Annotated in this window: 22 protein-coding genes; 13 read left to right on the top strand and 9 right to left on the bottom strand. The window is 71.4% G+C overall.

Annotated elements, in window-relative coordinates:
• Positions 1 to 16 precede the first annotated feature (16 nt).
• The 5 genes from ACYVC6_RS03790 to ACYVC6_RS03810 all read left to right on the top strand — a co-directional run bounded on the left by ACYVC6_RS03790 (position 17) and on the right by ACYVC6_RS03810 (position 4,843).
• Positions 17 to 1,336 (top strand): DUF222 domain-containing protein, encoded by a 1,320-nt coding sequence (locus tag ACYVC6_RS03790; RefSeq protein WP_460711116.1) that lies wholly within the window; start codon positions 17 to 19, stop codon positions 1,334 to 1,336.
• A 517-nt stretch (positions 1,337 to 1,853) separates the two neighbouring features.
• The gene (locus ACYVC6_RS03795) at positions 1,854 to 2,660 is read left to right on the top strand and encodes an SDR family NAD(P)-dependent oxidoreductase (protein ID WP_460711117.1); all 807 of its coding nucleotides are present in this window, start codon (positions 1,854 to 1,856) and stop codon (positions 2,658 to 2,660) included.
• Complete coding sequence (locus tag ACYVC6_RS03800) at positions 2,657 to 3,511, top strand: redoxin domain-containing protein (RefSeq protein WP_460711118.1); 855 nt, start codon at positions 2,657 to 2,659, stop codon at positions 3,509 to 3,511. The genes ACYVC6_RS03795 and ACYVC6_RS03800 overlap by 4 nt, the downstream gene beginning before the upstream one ends.
• A 25-nt stretch (positions 3,512 to 3,536) precedes the next feature.
• Complete coding sequence (locus tag ACYVC6_RS03805; RefSeq protein ID WP_460711120.1) at positions 3,537 to 4,106, top strand: TetR/AcrR family transcriptional regulator; 570 nt, start codon at positions 3,537 to 3,539, stop codon at positions 4,104 to 4,106.
• A 356-nt stretch (positions 4,107 to 4,462) separates the two neighbouring features.
• Positions 4,463 to 4,843 carry a Rieske (2Fe-2S) protein gene (locus ACYVC6_RS03810; protein ID WP_460711122.1) on the top strand — a complete coding sequence of 127 codons (381 nt, stop codon included), beginning with the start codon at positions 4,463 to 4,465 and terminating at the stop codon, positions 4,841 to 4,843.
• Positions 4,844 to 4,900: 57 nt separating this feature from the next.
• Here ACYVC6_RS03810 and ACYVC6_RS03815 read toward each other — a convergent pair whose 3' ends face one another.
• Positions 4,901 to 5,290 carry a hypothetical protein gene (locus tag ACYVC6_RS03815; RefSeq protein WP_460711124.1) on the bottom strand — a complete coding sequence of 130 codons (390 nt, stop codon included), beginning with the start codon at positions 5,288 to 5,290 and terminating at the stop codon, positions 4,901 to 4,903.
• Between the two features lie 141 nt (positions 5,291 to 5,431).
• On the opposite strand from ACYVC6_RS03815, the gene ACYVC6_RS03820 reads away from it, so the two are divergent.
• Both ACYVC6_RS03820 and ACYVC6_RS03825 read left to right on the top strand, forming a co-directional pair.
• Positions 5,432 to 6,631 carry a sensor histidine kinase gene (locus tag ACYVC6_RS03820; protein WP_460711126.1) on the top strand — a complete coding sequence of 400 codons (1,200 nt, stop codon included), beginning with the start codon at positions 5,432 to 5,434 and terminating at the stop codon, positions 6,629 to 6,631.
• Positions 6,628 to 7,281 carry a response regulator gene (locus ACYVC6_RS03825; protein WP_460711128.1) on the top strand — a complete coding sequence of 218 codons (654 nt, stop codon included), beginning with the start codon at positions 6,628 to 6,630 and terminating at the stop codon, positions 7,279 to 7,281. Before ACYVC6_RS03820 ends, ACYVC6_RS03825 begins: the two co-directional genes overlap by 4 nt.
• A gap of 21 nt (positions 7,282 to 7,302) precedes the next feature.
• On the opposite strand, the gene ACYVC6_RS03830 is transcribed toward ACYVC6_RS03825, so the two are convergent.
• Both ACYVC6_RS03830 and ACYVC6_RS03835 read right to left on the bottom strand, forming a co-directional pair.
• Positions 7,303 to 7,536, bottom strand: a complete 234-nt coding sequence (locus ACYVC6_RS03830; RefSeq protein WP_460711130.1) for a hypothetical protein — start codon at positions 7,534 to 7,536, stop codon at positions 7,303 to 7,305.
• Positions 7,537 to 7,603: 67 nt separating this feature from the next.
• On the bottom strand, positions 7,604 to 8,785 hold the full coding sequence (locus ACYVC6_RS03835) for a fatty acid desaturase family protein (RefSeq protein WP_460711132.1): 1,182 nt from the start codon (positions 8,783 to 8,785) through the stop codon (positions 7,604 to 7,606).
• A 182-nt stretch (positions 8,786 to 8,967) separates the two neighbouring features.
• Between ACYVC6_RS03835 and ACYVC6_RS03840 the strand changes: the two genes are divergently transcribed.
• On the top strand, positions 8,968 to 10,122 hold the full coding sequence (locus ACYVC6_RS03840) for an alpha/beta hydrolase family protein (protein WP_460711134.1): 1,155 nt from the start codon (positions 8,968 to 8,970) through the stop codon (positions 10,120 to 10,122).
• A 3-nt stretch (positions 10,123 to 10,125) separates the two neighbouring features.
• Here the strand turns inward: ACYVC6_RS03840 and ACYVC6_RS03845 are convergent, their stop codons facing one another.
• Positions 10,126 to 11,058, bottom strand: coding sequence for an MBL fold metallo-hydrolase (locus tag ACYVC6_RS03845; RefSeq protein WP_460711136.1), 933 nt, complete (start codon positions 11,056 to 11,058; stop codon positions 10,126 to 10,128).
• Between the two features lie 307 nt (positions 11,059 to 11,365).
• Between ACYVC6_RS03845 and ACYVC6_RS03850 the strand changes: the two genes are divergently transcribed.
• Positions 11,366 to 12,046, top strand: coding sequence for a VC0807 family protein (locus tag ACYVC6_RS03850; RefSeq protein WP_460711138.1), 681 nt, complete (start codon positions 11,366 to 11,368; stop codon positions 12,044 to 12,046).
• Here ACYVC6_RS03850 and ACYVC6_RS03855 read toward each other — a convergent pair.
• Positions 12,036 to 13,010 carry an NAD(P)-dependent alcohol dehydrogenase gene (locus tag ACYVC6_RS03855; RefSeq protein ID WP_460711140.1) on the bottom strand — a complete coding sequence of 325 codons (975 nt, stop codon included), beginning with the start codon at positions 13,008 to 13,010 and terminating at the stop codon, positions 12,036 to 12,038. The genes ACYVC6_RS03850 and ACYVC6_RS03855 overlap by 11 nt on opposite strands.
• A gap of 110 nt (positions 13,011 to 13,120) precedes the next feature.
• Here ACYVC6_RS03855 and ACYVC6_RS03860 point away from each other — a divergent pair, with 110 nt between their 5' ends.
• Positions 13,121 to 13,771 (top strand): TetR/AcrR family transcriptional regulator, encoded by a 651-nt coding sequence (locus ACYVC6_RS03860; RefSeq protein ID WP_460711142.1) that lies wholly within the window; start codon positions 13,121 to 13,123, stop codon positions 13,769 to 13,771.
• 35 nt (positions 13,772 to 13,806) lie between these two features.
• Here ACYVC6_RS03860 and ACYVC6_RS03865 read toward each other — a convergent pair whose 3' ends face one another.
• Positions 13,807 to 14,181: a DoxX family protein gene (locus tag ACYVC6_RS03865; RefSeq protein WP_460711144.1), complete on the bottom strand. Its 375-nt coding sequence runs from the start codon at positions 14,179 to 14,181 to the stop codon at positions 13,807 to 13,809.
• A gap of 106 nt (positions 14,182 to 14,287) precedes the next feature.
• Here ACYVC6_RS03865 and ACYVC6_RS03870 point away from each other — a divergent pair, with 106 nt between their 5' ends.
• Positions 14,288 to 14,758 carry a MarR family winged helix-turn-helix transcriptional regulator gene (locus tag ACYVC6_RS03870; protein ID WP_460711146.1) on the top strand — a complete coding sequence of 157 codons (471 nt, stop codon included), beginning with the start codon at positions 14,288 to 14,290 and terminating at the stop codon, positions 14,756 to 14,758.
• Here ACYVC6_RS03870 and ACYVC6_RS03875 read toward each other — a convergent pair.
• From ACYVC6_RS03875 to ACYVC6_RS03885, 3 genes are read right to left on the bottom strand one after another with little or no spacing between them, the layout of a single operon-like run.
• Positions 14,755 to 15,294, bottom strand: a complete 540-nt coding sequence (locus tag ACYVC6_RS03875; RefSeq protein ID WP_460711148.1) for a cupin domain-containing protein — start codon at positions 15,292 to 15,294, stop codon at positions 14,755 to 14,757. The genes ACYVC6_RS03870 and ACYVC6_RS03875 overlap by 4 nt on opposite strands.
• Before the next feature lie 21 nt (positions 15,295 to 15,315).
• A complete protein-coding gene (locus ACYVC6_RS03880) occupies positions 15,316 to 16,491 on the bottom strand; it encodes a 4-hydroxybenzoate 3-monooxygenase (protein WP_460711150.1) in 1,176 nt (391 codons plus the stop codon).
• A gap of 33 nt (positions 16,492 to 16,524) precedes the next feature.
• Positions 16,525 to 17,313, bottom strand: coding sequence for an IclR family transcriptional regulator (locus ACYVC6_RS03885; protein ID WP_460711152.1), 789 nt, complete (start codon positions 17,311 to 17,313; stop codon positions 16,525 to 16,527).
• Between the two features lie 62 nt (positions 17,314 to 17,375).
• Between ACYVC6_RS03885 and pcaH the strand changes: the two genes are divergently transcribed.
• Together pcaH and pcaG are read left to right on the top strand one after the other, a co-directional pair.
• Positions 17,376 to 18,143, top strand: coding sequence for a protocatechuate 3,4-dioxygenase subunit beta (gene pcaH, locus ACYVC6_RS03890; protein ID WP_460711154.1), 768 nt, complete (start codon positions 17,376 to 17,378; stop codon positions 18,141 to 18,143).
• Positions 18,140 to 18,664: a protocatechuate 3,4-dioxygenase subunit alpha gene (gene pcaG, locus ACYVC6_RS03895; protein WP_460711156.1), complete on the top strand. Its 525-nt coding sequence runs from the start codon at positions 18,140 to 18,142 to the stop codon at positions 18,662 to 18,664. The genes pcaH and pcaG overlap by 4 nt, the downstream gene beginning before the upstream one ends.

The raw sequence follows: 18,664 nt of genomic DNA on the forward strand, positions 1-18,664 counted from the left end.
CTGTTTGGGTTGGCGCATGGTCGGGACGGCGGCGTTGGACGACATGGGTGGGGACGATGTCCTCGCCTTTGCCGGCGACGCGGCCGAGCGGGAGCGGACCGCTCAGGTCGACCAGCTGAGGGGTGCCTACAAGTGGGCGCTGATCCACTCCCGGGACCGGCTGGACCCGCGGGACCGTGACCGGCCGGGGCGGGAGCGGGCCCGGTGCTATGGCGGGGACGGGACCCCGGAGGTGACCGAGTTCGCCGCCGCCGCGTTGGGGGCCCGGATGGGGATCACCACGTTCGCGGCGGGTCAGCTGATGGCCGACGCGCTGGACCTGGTGCACCGGTCGCCGCGGTTGTGGGCGCGTGTGGAGGCGGGCGAGGTGAAGGCCTCCTACGCCCGGTTCGTGGTGCGGCAGACCCGTGACCTGCCGGCCGAGGAGGCCGCATATGTCGACGCCGCGGTCGCCGAGTCCGCGGACGGGCGGATCCCGTGGACCAGGTTCGAGGCGCTGGTCGTAGCGGCGATCGCGAAGGCCAACCCCGCGGTGGCCCGGGAGAAGGAAGAACGCGCCCGCAAGGCGACGTTCGCGAAGAAGCTCCGCGCCGAGGCGCACGGGATGGCCTCCTTCCTGGTCCGCGGCCCGGTCCCGGTGATCGAGCAGATCGCCGCGAGCGTGGATGCCTACAGCGAGGCGATCGCCGAGGACTTCCCCGACCTGACCGAGGACGAACGCACCGTCCAGGCGGTGTTGATGCTGCTCACCCCCGGCGCCGACCAGGACCCCGGGGCGAAGCTGGACGACCGTGCCCCGGTGGTCAACCTCTACGTCCACCTCTACCCGGGCGCCGACAGCACCGGGATCGCCCGGCTCGAGGGGCACGGCCCGGTCACCGAGGCCTGGGTCCGCGACGTCCTGGGCCCGATGTGCCGGTTCAAGATCACCCCGGTCCTCGACCTGGAGGGGATGGCGCCGGTCGATGCCTACGAGATCCCGGATCGACATAGACAGGCCGTGCATCTGATGACGCCGGCCGATGTCTTCCCGTTCTCCTCCAGCCTGTCGCGCCAGCAGCAGGTCGACCACACCATCCCGCACGACCAGGGTGGTGTCTCAGGAGTGGGCAACTACGGCCCGATGACGACCACCCACCACCGGATCAAGACCCACGGCGGCTGGCAGATGCGGCAGCCCTTCGCCGGGATCTATCTCTGGCGCGACCCCCACGGCGGCCACTACCTCGTCGACCACACCGGCACCCGAGCCCTCAAAGGCTGCACCAGCGACCTCCCGCTCGTGGTCGAGATCTACCGCAACCTGCCCGAGATCCGGCTCGACTGGGCCGCCTGACTCAGACCAACAACGCCCAGGCCGAGCGGCATGCGTCCTTCCGCCCACGATGACGCGGCGGCTTCCGCGTTGAGGACTCAGACAGGCGTCAACAGGCCACTCAGGGGCAAACCTAGGACGAGCTGGAAGCGGCATCGAGGCCCAACCGCAGTGCGTCCTGGCGTTGCGCTAGTCGGCAACCAGGTCTCGCAGCTCCCAGCGGATGCTCGGCAACGGTGACAAGACGCGCGCAAAGGGGATGCAGCAGGTGGTCGATGGCGCGGAGCCGGACGTCCCATTTGCGCTCGGCATGACGGCGCGTGGCCCTGCGCTGTTCTGCAGCGTCCTGCCCGCGGCGCGCTTCGAGGCTGTGTCCCCGTCGCAGCGGGCCGAGGGTCGCCCCGCCCCCAAAAGGCGACCGGCTCGGGCGCCCCCACTGAGCGCCGACAACGCTGGACCATGGAGGCGTCTGCATCCCGACTTGATGTTAGTTAGTTGTCTGACTAACATGCAAGTCATGACGCCCTTTCCTCCGGTTGTGACTGGTGCCTCCCGCGGCCTTGGTGCGGCGATCGCCACGACTCTCGTCTCGCGCGGCTACCGCGTCGCCCTCGGCGGGCGCGACCGCGCCGCCCTGTTCGAGGTGGCCGCGCGACTCGGCAAGGGTTCTACGTCCGTGCACCCCGGCGACGTCACCGTCGCGGCGGACAGGGGGCGCTTGGTTGACGACGCCCTGGACCGGTGGGGGAAGATCGACGTCCTCGTCAACAACGCAGCCGTCGCCACAGTGGGCTCGGTCGCCGAGTCTTCGCCCGACGAGCTCGAGTCCGTCATCGCCACCAACCTCACCGCGCCGCTTCTCCTCACCCGGACCGTGCTGCCTGAGATGGTCGCCCGCGGGTTCGGAGGCATCGTGAACATCTCCTCGACCTTCGGCCTCGCCGGGTCGCCGTACCTGGCGGGGTACGGCGCGACCAAGGCGGCCCTGCGATCTGTGGGCTGGTCTTTGTCGCTGGAGCTGCGCGGGTCCGGCGTTCACGTCACCACCGCCATCCCGGGGCCGCTCCGCGGCGACACGATGCTGGACCGCCTCGACGCGAGCATGGTCGGCGAGCTTCCGTGGATGCCAAGCGTCACCGCCACCCGCGCCGCCCGCCGGATCGTCCGTGCCATGGAGCGCAGGCGGAGCGAGGTCGTGATCGCCCCGGGCGGCCGGGCTGGCACCGCCTCCCGTCGCCTCAGCGAGACCGCCGTCCGACTGCTCGGCGTCACCCGTTCCCTCAAAGCCCATGCCCACGCACGACCACACGTCCTGACCGCACCCCCCAGAGGAGACCACCAATGACCCTGCGCAGCTCCGCTTCCACCGGCGGCCCTGCCATGCCGCGCCCATCCCACGACGCCGGACCGGCCTATCGCTTCGAGTCATTTCGTACCGGACTGCTGATCGACGACCTGTGGTTCAGCTCGCAGGACCCGGGCCCCGGCGACCAGGTGCCCGCTTTCGCCGTGGACCTCCTCGACGGCGGCACGTTCTCCGACTCCACCCTTGGGTCGCGACCGGTGCTGATGGTCTTCGGGTCGCGGACCTGCCCCGTGACCGAGAGCGCGGCTCCGCGGCTCGCGCAGCTCCACCGCGAGTTCGGGGACGACGTACGCTTCGTGTTCATCAACACCCGCGAAGCCCACCCGGGCGACCTGATCCCGCAGCCGAGCACGCCCGCGCAGAAGCGTGCCCACGCCGAGGCGCTGAGGCAGCACCACGGGATCGCGTACGAGGTCGCGGTCGACGACATCGACGGCACGGTCCACCGCCGGTTCAGCCCCAAGCCGAACTCCGCTTACCTCGTCCGACCGGACGGCACCGTCGCGTACCGCGCCCACTGGGCCAACGACGACGCCGGCTTGCGTCGAGCCGTCACCGCCCTTCTCGCCGGCGCGGAGGTGCGGGGCACGAGTCGCGCCATGGTCGGCCCGCTGATGCGCGCAGTAGGGCACCTGCCCGGCATCGTGCGCGCCGGAGGCAGCAAGATCGAGCGGGACGTCTGGCGGGCCGCCCCGCCGCTCGCCGTCCTGGCCAGTCTCTCGAGGCTGATGCCGTCGGTCCCGGTCGAACGTCGCGGCCCGCTTGCCGCCGCGCTGCTGGTCGCGGCCACCTCTGCTGTCGCGGCGATCATTCTTGTCATCGCCCTCTGACCGACCCCGCCCACGGAGGAAGACGATGCCCGTCAAGGACAAGCGCGAGCGCCTGGTCGCCGCGGCGACCGAGCTGAGCCACCGGGTCGGGTTGTCGAACGCAACGCTGGCCATCATCGCCGAGGAAGCCGACGTACCGATCGGCAACGTCTACTACTACTTCAAGTCCAGGGACGAGCTCGCCGCGGCCGTCGTCGGCACACGCCGAGAGGAGTACGACGCCCTGCGGAGGCGCTGGGACGCGGAAAGCGATGACCCGGCGCAGCGGCTGATCAGCTTCGTCCGCCATGCCAGCGAAGGCGCAGACCTGCTGACCGCGCGAGGCTGCCCCATCGGCGGGCTCTGCAGCGACCTCACGAGGACCAGTCCGGACCTCGGCGCGGAGGCCGGCGAGATCTTCGCCGCCACCATCGCCTGGGCGGCCGTCAACTACTCCGCCATGGCTCACCCGCGCCCCGTCGACGCCGCGACCCAACTCGTCGCCAAAATGCAGGGCGCGACAGTACTAGCCCACGCCCTCGGCGACGCCGAGGTGCTCCGCGCGGAGTGCGAGCGTGCCGAGGTGGAGCTGCTCGCCCTGCGCGACGGCGACTGAGCCACGTTCCGGCCCAACTTCGGCCCGCCGAAGGTGCTGAGCACGAGCGCAATCTCTGACCTGCCCACCAACCACGCAGAGCTGATGTCGCGCGACTCGCACCGCGCTGCCTGCACAACCCGTTAACGGATCGGCAAGGTCCGCATGACGATCCCTGACCGGATCTGCTGCTCGGCGATGCGCCTACTCCGCCGCGTTTGACGGTCGGCTCACGCGCGGCTGACGCCAAGGCTGAACCAGCCCTACTGCCGGGATCGCGCTCTCGTTCACCGGGCTTGCCGCCACACACGACAGCCACGTTCAACCACGTCCCACTGGTAGAACGGAACCACCCACCCGAGGTGAGGAGACGTGACATGCCTGGTCGAGTCAGGGTCGGCAGCGTGGCGGACTTCGCCGACGGCGAGCTGCACGCCGTCGATGTTGCGGGCACGCCCGTCGTGGTCGGGTTGGCCGGGGACTCCCTCTGTGCGGCCCGCAATCGCTGTCCCCACCTGGGCCTCTCGCTCACCAAAGGGCCAGGTGGCGTGAGGTACGCCGACGGCCAGGTCGTCTGCCCGTGGCACAACTCCCGGTTCGACCTCGCATCGGGCGAGAACCTCGACTGGGCGCCCGGCTTCGCCGGGAGGGACATGCCGCGCTGGTCGCGCAGGATGATCGCACTCGGCAGGAAGCCATCGCCGCTGACGACGTACGACGTCGTGGTCGAGGGCGACGAGGTGTACGTCGAGCTCTGAACGACCACCGGCCAGCGCCGGGATCGAAAGGCTGGACGGGGCCAGAGCGCCGGGAGCTCAGGCGTCGCGGGTGCCGCTGAGCGTCCGCGCACCCAGAGCTGCCATGACGAGCGCGGCGAGCACGAGCGGGATCTCCTGGGCGAACCAGCCGTCGGCCGTGTAGATCGCGTCGACGACGGGGTCGAGGGCCCCGAGGACCAGGAACGAGACCGGCGCGGCCACGATGCCGACGACGACGCGCGCCCACGTGGGCAGCGCGCGTAGCACTAGCGCGGTTCCGGTCGCGGAGGCCAGGACGAACGTGATCATCCCGGTCGCCCAGAGGGCGGCGATCAGCGTCGACTCGGCGTCCCCTCCTCCGGAGGCGACGATGGCGACCTGCTTGAGCAGCCAGGCTGCGCCGCAGGTGAGGGACAGGGCGATGAAGGTCCTTCTGAGAGTTGTCATGCCGTCGACGCTAGGAGCGCGACGAGCGCGCGCCATCGGCCGCGCGACCTCCATCGCCCTCTGCCGTCCGGGCGAGGACCACCGGCGGGACTAGCCCGTCCGGCAGAGGCCGGAGCGGCACCGACGCGGTTGCATTCAGGCGTGACCGAGACCCTGTCCGCGTCGCGTTGGTCGGCCGACCGGCGACCGGCTGGCTGGTCGGCCGTCGACGCCGCGCTGGCCACGCTGTTCCTGGTGCTGCTGGTCACCGAGGTCGCACCGAACGCCGACATGACACCGCGCGGACCGCTGCTGCTCGGATCCGTCGTCGTCGCCGTGCCGCTGGCCTGGCGGCGGTCGCACCCAGCCCTGGTCGCGGTGGTGGTCTGCTCAGGGCACTTCGCCGTGAGTGCGGTGGCGACGGGGGAGTTCGCCCCGCAGCTGGCCATCCTGCCGGTGCTCGTCGCCCTCTACACGGCCTCGTCCTTGACCCGCGGGGTCCGGGCGGTGGCCACTGGCGCGGTCACCGCCGTGCTCACGGGCGTCGCGTGGATCGTCACGGAGGAAGGGCATCCTGACGACTTCTGGCCGTGGATGCTATGGGCCGGAGCGTGGGCGGCGGGCACGTTCGTGCGCCGCCGCACCGAGGTGGCCGCCGAGCACGCGGGCCGCTCCGCGCTCCTGGAGGTGGAGGCACGGACCGCGGCCGCCGAGAGCGCCCAGGCCGAGCGGGACCGGATCGCCCGCGAGATGCATGACGTCGTGGCGCACGCCGTGTCGGTCATGGTCGTGCAGGCCGGCGCCGAGCGGCTGCGGCTCGGCGCGGAGGCGGGCAGGACGGGCGACGCGCTGGCCGCCATCGAGGAGTCCGGCCGCACGGCGCTGACCGAGCTGCGCGGCATGCTCGGGGTCCTCCGCGACGGGGCCGGCGAGCTGCACGCGCCGTTGCCCGGACTGGCGGCTGTGGCGGGTCTGGTCGAGGGGGTCAAGGAGGCGGGTCTGCCCGTCGACCTGGTCTGCAGGCCACCGGAGCTGCTGACCGGCGACCCGGTCGCGGGCTCCAGCGCCGGTCTGGCGGCGTACCGCATCGTGCAGGAGGCGCTCACCAACGTGATGCGTCACCAGGGCCTGGTCCCGACCCGTGTCGAGCTCGAGCTGAGCGGCTCGCGGCTGTGCCTCACGGTCGCCAACTCCCACGAGCCGGCGTCGGGAGCCGATCGGGACCCTCGGGCCGCGGGCCGCGGACTGGCCGGCATGCGTGAGCGGGCCGCCGCTCTGGGCGGGACGTTCGAGGCCGGGGTGCGGGGCGACGAGTACGTCGTGTCCGCTCGGCTGCCGCTGCGCTCGGGGGCTCGGGTATGACCGAGCGGACCCGGATCCTGGTCGCCGAGGACCAGCAGCTCGTGCGGGACGGCATCGTGACGATGCTGGGGAGCCGCGAGGACTTCGTCGTCGTCGCGCAGGTCGGCGACGGCGTGCGAGCCGTGGCCGAGGCCCACCGGACCCAGCCCGACGTGGCGATGCTGGACCTGCGGATGCCGGAGATGGACGGCATCGAGGCCACGCGGCGGATCACCGCGGAGCTGCCCGGCACGCGCGTCCTCGTGCTCACGACCTTCGGCACCGACGACCTGGTCTTCGCGGCGCTGGCCGCGGGTGCCGCGGGCTTCCTGCTCAAGGACGTCCGCGCGGAGGACCTGCTCGAGGCCGTCGCCGCGGTGGCGCGCGGCGAGAGCCGTCTCGACCCGGCCGTCACCGCCGCGGTGGTGGCGCACTTCCGCGACCACCGGGGCCCGGTCCGCGCGGTCCCCGACCTCGCGCTCACGCCACGCGAGCGCGAGGTGCTGGTCCACCTGGCCAGGGGCCAGAGCAACGCCGAGATCGCCGCGGAGCTGGGGGTCTCGCCGGGCACCGTGAAGACGCACGTGGCGACGGTCCTGGCCAAGCTCGGGGTGCGCGACCGCGTCCAGGCCGTCATCGCGGCGTACGAGTCGGGGCTGGTCAGCCCCTGACCCGAGGTGGGCGGACGAGGGTCAGCCGTAGCGGTGGCTCTTGGCCGTGTGGCCCTGCTCGCGGGTGCAGGTGCGGCCGTTCATCGACCGGTGACCGCAGAGCTCGGCTGCCGAGGTGTCCACGACGGGCGGGGCGACCGGGAGCTCCGCGCCCGGCTTGACCAGCTTCAACGGCTTGGCGGGGAGCGGCGCGGTGGCCGACCTCCGGGCGTAACGGGCCTCCCGCATCGCCCGGACTGCTGCTTCCTTGCTCATGGAGTCATCACCGGGCTGACAGTAGGTGGTGACACCGACAGCTCCGGGCCGACGCGGCCGCCTCGCCTCACTCCGGGTTCGGGACTCCGCGCCTCACCATCCGGCCGAGCGCCACCAGCTGGCGCCCGAGGTTTCTGCGGTTGGTCTCCTCGAGCCAGCCGTTCGGCAGCGACAGCCGGACCACCCGGTGCCAGGCCGAGGCCACCTGGCGCACCACCGGGCGGGCGTTGTAGCTGAGCCCGTAGCGCTCGAAGAGGTCCTCGACCTCGACGGCGACCTCGCCGTAGCGGACGCTGGGCAGGTCCGGGTAGATGTGGTGCTCGATCTGGTGCGACAGGTTGCCGGTCATCAGGTGCAGCAACGGGCCGCCGGAGATGTTCGCGGAGCCCAGCATCTGCCGCAGGTACCACTCGCCGCGCGTCTCGTGCTCGTCGAGGACCTCCTGCTCGAAGGTCTCGACACCCTCGGGGAAGTGCCCGCACATGATCACCGAGTGGCTCCACAGGTTGCGGACCAGGTTGGCCGTGGCGTTGGCCGCGAGCGTGCGCCGGAAGCCCGGCCCGGACAGGAGCGGGTAGACCAGGTAGTCCTTCGCGAGCTGGCGGCCGGCCTTGTGCATGGCCTCGCGCAGCCGGACCCGGGTCTCGGGTGACGGGTTGCGCCTCTCCTGCAGGGTCGCGCCGAGGTCGAGGTCGTAGGTCGTGATGCCCCACTCGAAGATGCACGCGGTCACGAAGTTCACGACGGGCTGCGCCAGGTGCCTCGGCTGCCACGGCTGGCTCTCGTCGACCCGCATGATGCCCCAGCCCAGGTCGTTGTCCTTGCCGACGATGTTGGTGAACTTGTGGTGCGTGTCGTTGTGGGTCCGCTGCCAGTGACGGGCCGGCGATGTGTGGTCCCACTCCCACGTCGTCGAGTGGATCTTCGGGTCACGCATCCAGTCCCACTGGCCGTGCAGCACGTTGTGCCCGATCTCCATGTTGTCGAGGATCTTGGCGAGCGAGAGGGCTGCGGTGCCCAGGAGCCACGCCGGGCGGCGACGGCCCGCCAGCAGCACCAGGCGACCGCCCAGCTCGAGACTGCGCTGCACGAGGATCACGCGCCGGATGTACGCCGCGTCGCGGGCGCCCCGGCTGTCCAGAACGCGCTGTCGCAGTGCGTCCAGCTCGCGCTCGATGTTCGCGACGTCGTCGGCGCTCAGGTGCCCGGCTGGTGACTGCGTGGCTCGGGACTGCTGGGTCTGTGACATGCGAGTCACCGTTCTCCTGGGCGCGAGAGTGAAGACGCCAGCGGGGACAAGGGTGACTCCTTCCAGCATGCCACTGTGTGCCCAGGATAGGCAGTCGTCATCGGCAGGCATCGCGCCCACCGATGACCGGCATCACGACGTCCGGCTTCCGGGCGGAGCCGCCACGGGCCACAGTCGGAGCCATGTTCGAGTACTTCACCGGGCCCAAGTACATCTGGAACCTCGGGGTGTGCGCGACCCTGAACAACGGCGGCGCCATCGACGAGGTCGACCGCGCCTGCCGGCCGGCCCGGGAGGCGCCGGACGTCGACTCCGGGAGCCGCCTGTTCATGCAGTCGTGGAAGGCGGTGGCCGACCAGGTGGCCGCCCAGGCCCGGGCCTCCGAGGCCGCCGGCCACCTGCGCACCGCCGGCCAGCAGTGGTACCGCTCCGGGCTCTATGTCTGCCAGGCGGAGCGGATGCTGAGCAACGCCGACCCGGACCGTCGTGCCTTCTACCAGCAGGCGTTGGACGCCTTCGCCAAGGTCTTCGAGATCGCGGATCCGTGGACGACCCGGGTCGAGGTCCCCTTCGAGGGGACCACGCTGCCGGCCTACTTCTCCAACGCGAGCACCGACGGCGAGCCGGTGCCGTGCGTGGTCATGTGGAACGGCCTGGACTCCACCAAGGAGCACATGTACACCTCCGGCTGGCCGCAGGAGATGCGGGCGCGGGGGGTGTCGGTGCTCATGGTCGACTGCCCCGGCTCGGGCGAGGCGCTGCGCTTCCAGGACCTCAAGGCGCGCATCGAGACCGAGGACTGGGCCTCGGCCTGCGTCGACTACCTCGAGACCCGCAGCGACGTGGCTGCCGACCGGATCGGCCTGGCCGGATGGAGCCTCGGTGGCTACTACTGCCCGCGCGCGGCGGCGTACGAGAAGCGGCTCAGGTTCGTCGCCGTCTGGGGCGCCAACCACAACTGGGGCGAGGTGCAGAAGAAGCGGCTCCAGCGCGAGGGCGAGAACCCCGTCCCGCACTACTGGGAGCACGTGCTCTGGGTGTGGGGCTTCGACGATGTCGACAAGTTCATCGAGTACGCCGAGGGCATCCACCTGAACGGCGTCGTGGAGAAGATCACCGTCCCCTTCCTCATCGCGCACGGCGAGAACGACCGGCAGATCTCTGTGGACTACGCCCACCAGTCGTACGACCAGGCGGTCAACAGCCCGAAGCGGGAGCTGCGCATCTTCACCGTGGACGAGGGTGCCGCCGAGCACGTGGGGCTCGACCACATGCCGCACATCAACGCCTTCGTCGCCGACTGGGTCGAGGACACCCTGGCCGAGCTGTCGGCCTGACGCTCAGCCCAGGTCCGTCCAGGGGTCCTCGCGCCGGAAGACCGTGGGGAGGTGGAGCGCGACCTGCTGCTGTGCCGCCAGCTCCCCAAGGACCCGCATGGTCACGTCGAGGTCGTCACCCATGAAGGGGAGAGCACGCAACGGCTTGTCCAAGCCGCGGAAGAAGTCGTCCCAGTGGATGAGCACGACGCGCTTGGCGGCGACGGCGGTGACGGTCTCGGCCCAGTAGGTGCGGATGTAGTCCTCGCTCTGGACGCCGAGCTGGCCGATGCCGAGGTAGACGACGTCCGCGCTCCGGCCCTGGAGGGCGCCGGGCACGAAGCCGGCGCTGCCCTGGACGAGGGCCGACCGGCCGCTGGTGTGCGTGACGAGCACCGACCAGGCCTCACCGCAGTGGTAGTCCGTGGCCTTGACCGGCGGCACGACCGGCGCGTCGATGGTGCCGGGGAATCTGTCGGGCGGGCAGTGCTCCGAGACCACGAAGTCGAGCGTGAACGCGCCGTACGTCGCCCGCTCGCCGTCGGTGACGACCTGGATCCGGTCGTCGGCGAGGCCGCCGCCGCGGCCGACGTTCGCCGTGGACTCGCCACCGACCAGCGTCGCGCCGGTCCGCCCCGCGACGACGGCCGAGTCCATGGCGTGGTCGAAGTGCGTGTGCACGGGGACCACCGCGCCGAGCCGGCGTCGTCCGTCGCCGAAGCCGATGCGATGGAGCGCTGCGTCGATCCGGTCGTGGTCCGGGGGGATCGGCCGCAGCGCGACCTTGAGCAGCGACGGCCGGGAGAAGAACCCGTCGAACAGCACCGCCGACTCGCCGTCGTCGAAGAGCAGCGTCGCGACGCCGAGGAAGGTGACGGCGAGGTCGCCTTCGGCGGCGGGGACGTCGAAGCGCTGTCGGTAGTGCTCGATGTCCGGCCGGCCGAGCTTCAGGCGCATGCCAGCAGGCTAATCAGCCCTGGGATGGGGAGTCGCCGTTTGCGGTCCCGCGCCGGTTGTGTGGTGTCCTGGGTAGAGATCTCACCCGGGACATGCCCTTGCACACAGCACGGCAACGCAGGGTGTATTGGAGTCACTGGTGGTCGACATCTCGGACGGCGAGCGGAGCAGGATAGGCGCGCCGGTGGCATCAGGTGCGAGAACCGCCGAGATTTGCACGAGCGGTGGACGAGCAGGTCAGGACCAGTGGGTCCCGGTTTCCGTGATTCCGTCCCGCGCTCCCGCTGCTTCGGCGAGAGTCGGCCACATGGCTCCCCCCGGCCTCTCCCCCACCGAGACCGGGCTGGAGCCTGCCCAACGTCCGCACCTCGGCGAGATCGTCCGCCGGGTCGCGCAGAGCCTGCTGGTCGCCTGTGTCGTGCCGATCGCGCTCTTCTACGCCTTCTTCGCCACCACCGGCGTCTGGACCGCGATGGTCGCGGCGCTCGGCTGGGCCTACGGGGCGATCGCGTTCCGGGCACTGACGGGCCGGCGCACCTCCGGTCTGCTGATCCTGACCGCCACGATCCTGACCGGCCGAACACTGATCGCCCTGGCCGCGGACAGCACCTTCCTCTACTTCCTCCAGCCGGTGATCAGCGACGCCGTCGTCGGCGCGGCGTTCCTGCTCTCGCTCGCCTCGGCCCGGCCGATGGTGGCCCGCCTCGCCGGCGACTTCTACCCGATGGACAAGGAGCTGTCCTTGCGACCGCGGGTCCAGCGGCTCTTCCGGAACCTCACGATCATGTGGGCGACCCTGTGTCTCGGCAAGGCGGTCTTCGTGCTCTGGCTCCTCTACTCGCAGTCGTTGGAGACCTTCGTGCTCGTCCAGGGAGTCTCCGTGGTGACCTTCAACGTGCTCGCGACGGCTGTGACCATCGCCGCCGCGGTGCTGGTCGCCCGCAAGGAAGGCATGCTCGCTCCCAAGAAGGTCCTCGTCAGGGCCTGACCGAGATCGCGATCTTCCCCCGGGTCCGGCCGGACTCCAGGTGGGCCATCGCGTCGGCCGCCTTCTCCAGCGGGAACACGGTGTCGACGACCGGGGTCAGCCGCCCCGACTCGATGAGGTCGGTGATCGGGCCCAGGTCGGCGCCCGTCTCCTTGGCCAGGAACATGACGACCTTCTGCTTGCGCACCGGTGAGGTCAGGGCGCCCCAGATCGGTCGCCCGAGCCCGCCTGCGAGCGCCGACCCGGTCTCGCCGCCGACGATCACGACCCGGCCACGAGGGCTGAGCACCCGGCGGAGCCGCTTGAGCGGCGTGTTGCCGGCGATGTCCACGATGACGTCGTAGTGCCTGGTGCCGTCGGCGAGATCGTCGGTCGCGTAGTCCAGGACGTGCGTGGCGCCCAGTGAGCGGACGAGGTCGGCCTTGCCCGCGCTGCAGACCGCGGTGACCTCGGCGCCGAGGGCGACCGCGACCTGCACGGCATAGGTGCCGACGCCGCCGGAGGCTCCGGTCACCAGCACCTGGTGTCCCGGCTCGACCCGGCCGGCGCGGGTGACGGCCTGCCAGGCGGTCAGTGCCGAGACGGGAACGACGGCGGCCTGCTCGTCGGTCAGCCCGGCCGGGCGGCGGGAGAGCTTGCCGGGATTGGCCGCGGCGTACTCCGCGAAGCTGCCCTTGCCGATCCCGTAGACCTCGTCGCCGACCGACCAGCCCGGGACCGACGCGCCCACCTCGGCCACGGTCCCGACCAGGTCGAGCCCGGGCACCCGCCGCCTCGGCCGGCGCAGACCGAGAGCGAGGCGAGCGAGGTAGGGCTTGCCGTGCATGACGTGCCAGGTGCCGCGGTCGAGGCCGGCGGCGGCCACCTCCACGAGCACCTCGTCCGGCGAGATCGTCGGGCGGGGGAGGTCGGCCGGCTGCAGGACCTCCAGCGGGCCGTAGGCGTCCTGGGTGATGGCTCTCATGGCGGTTCCTAGGGTCGTTGTCGCGTCGGGGTTTCGTACTTAGTAAAGCCACGGTACTGTACAAAGTACGAGACCGCCACCCCGGAAGGCCGACCCGGAAGGATGACGACTTGCCGCGACAGACACAGCTGAGCCGCGACCGGGTGCTGCAGGCAGCCCTCGAGACCGCCGACGAGGGCGGCCTCGCAGGCCTGACGATCAGGTCGGTCGCCAAGCGCCTCGGTGCCTCACCGATGGCCGTCTACCACTACGTCTCCACCAAGGAGGAGATCCTCGACGGCCTGGTCGACCTGGTCTTCGCCGAGATCGACCCGCCGTCGCCCGAGGGACCGTGGCGCCCCGAGATCTCCCGCCGGATGGGCTCGGCGCGCGAGGCGCTGCGGCGCCACCCGTGGGCGATCGCCCTGATGGAGTCGCGCACCACGCCGGGCCCCGCGTCGCTCAGCCGGCACGAAGCGACGCTGGCGACCCTGCGTCGGGGTGGCTTCTCGGTGGCCGCGGCGGCCCACGCCTACGCGCTGATCGACAGCTACGTCTACGGGTTCGCCGTGCAGGAGACCTCGCTCCCGATCGGCAGGCCGGAGGACGCGGGTGAGCTGGCCAGGGGGATCATGGCGACCTTCGAGGGCGCCTACCCCTACATGACGGAGATCGCGAAGGAGCATGTCATGCAGCCGGGCTACGACTTCGGTGAGGAGTTCGAGATCGGCCGTGAGCTGGTCCTTGACGGCCTGGAGGCGTTGCGCAGCCGGGGGCGCTGAGCCGAGGCGGCGGGGACAAGCCGTGGGCTCGGCGGTCAGAGCTGGGCGAACCGCAGCACCGCGACCCCGACGGCCAGGACGAGGAGGGCGCCGTTGAGGGGGCCGACCTTGGCGAGCTCTCCCCGGCGGCGGTGGGTGACCAGCGCACCGAGCATGATCGCGCCGAGGCCGAGCGCGGAAACCGGGCTGAGGACCGGGGCGACGTCGACGAGCCACGGCACCACCACTCCGACGGCGCCGAGCACCTCGAGCGTGGCTATCGCCTTGACCTGCGGGGACGTGAGGTCCTCGACCCAGCCCATCTGGGGGTTGGCGAGCAGCCGCTCCCGCGGGCCGGCGAGCTTGTTGAGGCCGGCGGCGAGGAAGACCGCGGCCAGCAGGCCGGAGAGGATCCAGGTGAGGACGTCCATCGTGATGCTCGATTCGCTGAGGGCTTGCGGGCGGAATAGTTGCTCTAGCAAGTGATCCCGCGGCCCTATTCCTTGCTATCGCAAGTTTTTGGCGGAGACTGGAGGCGTGACGTCGAAGCCGGTGCCCCTGACCGAGTCCGAGGAGGCCGCCTGGCGGTCGCTCGCGAAGCTGATGGTCCTGCTGCCCCGCGCGATCGACGACCAGCTGGAGCGGCGCAGCGACATCTCACTGACCCGCTACGGCGTGCTCATGCGGCTGTCGGAGGCGCCGGAGCGGACGCTGCGGATGGGCGACCTCGCCTTCGGGGCCACGGTCTCGCCGAGCCGGCTGACGCGCATCATCGCCGGACTGGTGGACGACGGCCTCGTCGTGCGTCGGGCCGCCGGTGAGGACGCCCGGGTCGGGCTGGTGACCCTGACCGCCGCCGGTCTGCGCCGGCTCGAGGAGGCCTGGCCACACCACCTCGAGAGTGTGCGTGAGCTGGTGATCGACCGGCTCACCGCGCGCGACCTCGTGGACCTGCGCCGGATCGGCGACAAGCTGCTGGCGGGGCTGGTCCCCGGCGACGCGCCCTAGTCCCGGGGGCCCTTCCGAGACAGCCGGTCGAGGGCGCCGTCGGGCAGCGTCGCCGCCAGCTCCGGGGTGAACTCACCGTCGACCAGCACGAAGCAGACCCGGGCCACGGTGTCGCCGCGGTTGGCCCAAGCATGGTCGGTGCCGCGCTGCACGACGATGTCGCCCGCCCGCAGGGTCACCTCGGAGTCGTCGAGGACCAAGGTGATCTCGCCCTCGAGCACGATGCCGTAGTCGACGGACGCGGTCCGATGCATCGGGGACTGCAGTCCGCGCTCGTCCAGGAACCCCGGCGCGAACTCGTTGATCCGGATCTTGGTCCCCAGCGGCGGGGGAGGCACGGCCAGCTCGCGCTCGGTCGGGTCGGCATCCTCGGCCGCGGTGAGCGGCGCTGGCGCCCCCGTGGTGTTCCAGACCTCGTGGAACGCGACGCCGTCCTCGGGCAGCTCACGGCTGACCGGGACCGGCCCGTCGGAGAGGACGACGGAGACGCCGTCGGCGGTGTGGCCGGTGACGACTCGGCGGGGGACGGTGGACATGGGGCTCCCGGGGTTGTGGGGTCAGAAACCGATCGGGAGGCCGGCGTAGTTCTCGGCCAGGCCTGTCGCGCCGGCCTCGCTCGAGGTGACCCACCTCAGCTGGGACAGCTGCAGCTGGGCGTCGAACGGGTCGCCGCTGGTGTGCAGCATGGTGGTCATCCACCAGGAGAAGTGGGTGCACCGCCACACCCGGCGCAGGGCGGTGTCGGAGTACGCCGCCGCGAGGCCGTCGTCCCCCTTGCGCAGCAGCGCGACGAGGGCGGGTGCGAGCAGGCCCACGTCGGCGGCCGCGAGGTTGAGGCCCTTGGCTCCCGTCGGCGGCACGATGTGGGCGGCGTCGCCCGCGAGGAACAGCCGGCCGTACCGCATCGGCGACTGGACGAAGGAGCGCATCGGCAACACCGACTTCTCGGTGATCGGGCCCGGTGTCAGCGTCCAGCCGTCCTGGCCGTGGCCCAGGCGCGTGGCCAGGGCCTCCCAGATCCGGTCGTCGGACCACTCCTCGACTGGGGTCTCGCTGGGCACCTGGAGGTAGAGCCGGGACACCGTGGCCGAGCGCATCGAGTGCAAGGCGAACCCGTCGGGATGCCAGGCATAGATGAGCTCGTCGGTCGAGGGCGCGACGTCGGCGAGCACCCCGAGCCAGGAGTAGGGGTAGACCTTCTCCCACGAACGCCGCAGGGGCTCAGGAACCGAGGTGCGCGACGGGCCGAACGAGCCGTCACACCCGACGACGACGTCGGCCTCGAGGCGCTGGGCGGCCCCCGACGAGTCGGTGAAGGTCACCGACGGCCGCTCGGACTCGAGGTCGTGCAGCGCGGTGTCGCTCACCTCGTAGTGGATCTCCTGGCCCCGGGCCCGGGCCGCGGCGACGAGGTCCTTCTGCACCTCGGTCTGCCCGTAGACCCAGACCGAGCGGCCGGTCAGGTCCACGAAGTCGAGGTGATGGCGCTCGTGGGGCCACTGGAGGTAGATCCCGCGGTGCTCGTCGCCCTCGCGCTCGAGCCGGTCACCCAGGCCGCTGTCGCGCAGCAGGTCCACCGTCGACTGCTCGAGGATCCCGGCGCGGATCCGCGCCGCGACGTACTCCTCGCTGCGGCTCTCGACGACCACCGACTCGATGCCGTCGGCGGCCAGCAGGTGGGCGAGCAGCAGCCCGGCCGGTCCGGCGCCGATGATCGCAACCTCGGTTCTCATGCGGTCAGTCTGGCGCCGCCGGGGCGGGAGGGCCTACGACCCACTTCCACTGGCCGGAAGCTCGCTCAGGGAGCGTCCGATGCCGCGCGCCGCGACCTGGAGCGCGGCCACCAGGCGGGGCCGGTCCTTGCCGAGGCGCGGCAGCACGATGCCCAAGGAGGCGACCACTGACTCGTCGCGCCGAATCGGCACCGCGACCGAGCACGCGCCGAGCGACATCTCCTCGACCGTGGTCGCGTAGTCGTCGCGCAGCACCCGCGAGAGCTGGCGGCGCAACGCCCCCGGCTGGGTGATCGTGTACGGCGTCAGCCGCGCCAGCCTCGCCCCGAGCACCCGCGCCTGGACCTCCGGCGGTGCGTGCGCCAGGAGCACCTTCCCGACCCCCGTCGCGTGGATGGGCAGGCGCGACCCGATCTGGCTCACCACCGGCACGGATGCGTGACCCGCGAGCCGGTCGACGTAGAGGACCTCGAGGTCGTCGCGCACGGCGAGGTGGACGGTGGCCAGCGTCGCGCCGTAGAGGTCGTGCAGATAGGGCGAGGCGAGCTGGCGCAGGCCGGTCTGCATGGGCGCCAGCAGCCCGAGGTCCCACAGCCTGCGCCCCACGACATAGCGGCCGTCGGTGGTGCGCGCGAGCGCGCCCCAGTCGACGAGCTCGGCGACGAGCCGGTGCGCGGTGGGCAGTGGGAGCTCAGCCCGCGCTGCGAGCTCGGTCAGCGACAGCCGGCGGTGCTTCTCGTCGAAGGCGCCGAGCAGTGCCAGCGCCCTGCTGGTGACGCTGGCGCCAGGAGTGGAGGTGCGGCCGGCCATGCTCGTCCTCACACTTCCACTCAACGGAAGCAAGCGCTAGGGGTGAGGGCCCCTGGCCCCTAGCGTCACTTGGCGTGAACCTGTCCACCCAGGCCGAGGTCGACGACGAGATCGCGGCCATCGCCAAGGAGTACGTCGCGGCGCGAGCCGAGACCGGGCCCGAGACGCAGCCGCGCCTGGACTACCCGCCCTACCGCAGCAGCCTGCTACGCCATCCCACCAAGGACCTGCACCACGCGGACCCGGAGGGCGTCGAGCTGTGGGCGCCGGCGTTCGGGCACCAGGACGTCCACGCCCTCGAGGCCGACCTCACGATCCAGCACCGCGGTGAGCCGATCGGCGAGCGGATGGTCGTCACGGGCCGGGTCGTCGACGGCGACGGGCGACCGGTGCGCCACCAACTGGTGGAGATCTGGCAGGCGAACGCCGGCGGGCGATACATCCACAAGCGGGACCAGCACCCGGCCCCGATCGACCCCAACTTCACCGGCACCGGGCGCTGCCTCACCGACGACGACGGCGTCTACCGGTTCACGACCATCAAGCCCGGTCCCTACCCGTGGCGCAACCACCGCAACGCCTGGCGGCCGGCGCACATCCACTTCTCGCTCTTCGGCACCGAGTTCACCCAGCGCATGGTCACCCAGATGTACTTCCCCGGAGACCCGCTGTTCGCCCTCGACCCGATCTACCAGGGCATCGTCGACCCGGCCGCCCGCGAGCGGCTGGTCGCGACCTACGACCACGACGTGACCCAGCCCGAGTGGTGCACCGGCTACCGCTGGGACATCGTGCTGACCGGCACCCACCGGACGCCGCTCGAGGAGGACGTCGACGCATGACTCTGATCCCCACCCCAGGCCAGACGATCGGCCCGTTCTTCGGCTACGCACTCCCGTTCGACGGCGACTCGGTGCTGGTCCCAGCCGGCCACCCCGACGCGGTCCAGCTGCACGGACGCGTGCTCGACGGCCACGGTGACCCGGTGCCCGACGCGCTGATCGAGCTCTGGCAGGCCGCGCCCGACGGCGACGTACCGTCCGGTGCCGGTTCGCTGCGTCGCGACGGCTTCACGTTCACCGGCTGGGGCCGAGCCTCGACCGACGACACGGGTCACTACTCGTTCTCCACGCTCACCCCTGGAGCGCCCTTCTTCGCCCTGACCGTCTTCGCCCGCGGGCTGCTCAACCGGCTCTTCACCCGGGCCTACCTCCCGGAGCACTCCGACGACCCGTTCCTCGCCACCGTCGACCCCGAGCGGCGCGGCACGCTCGTCGCGGAGCGTGACGCGTCCGGTTTCGTCTTCGACATCCGCATCCAGGGCGAGGGCGAGACCGTGTTCCTCACCTATCCGCGACACTGA

Source organism: Nocardioides dilutus (assembly GCF_054779555.1).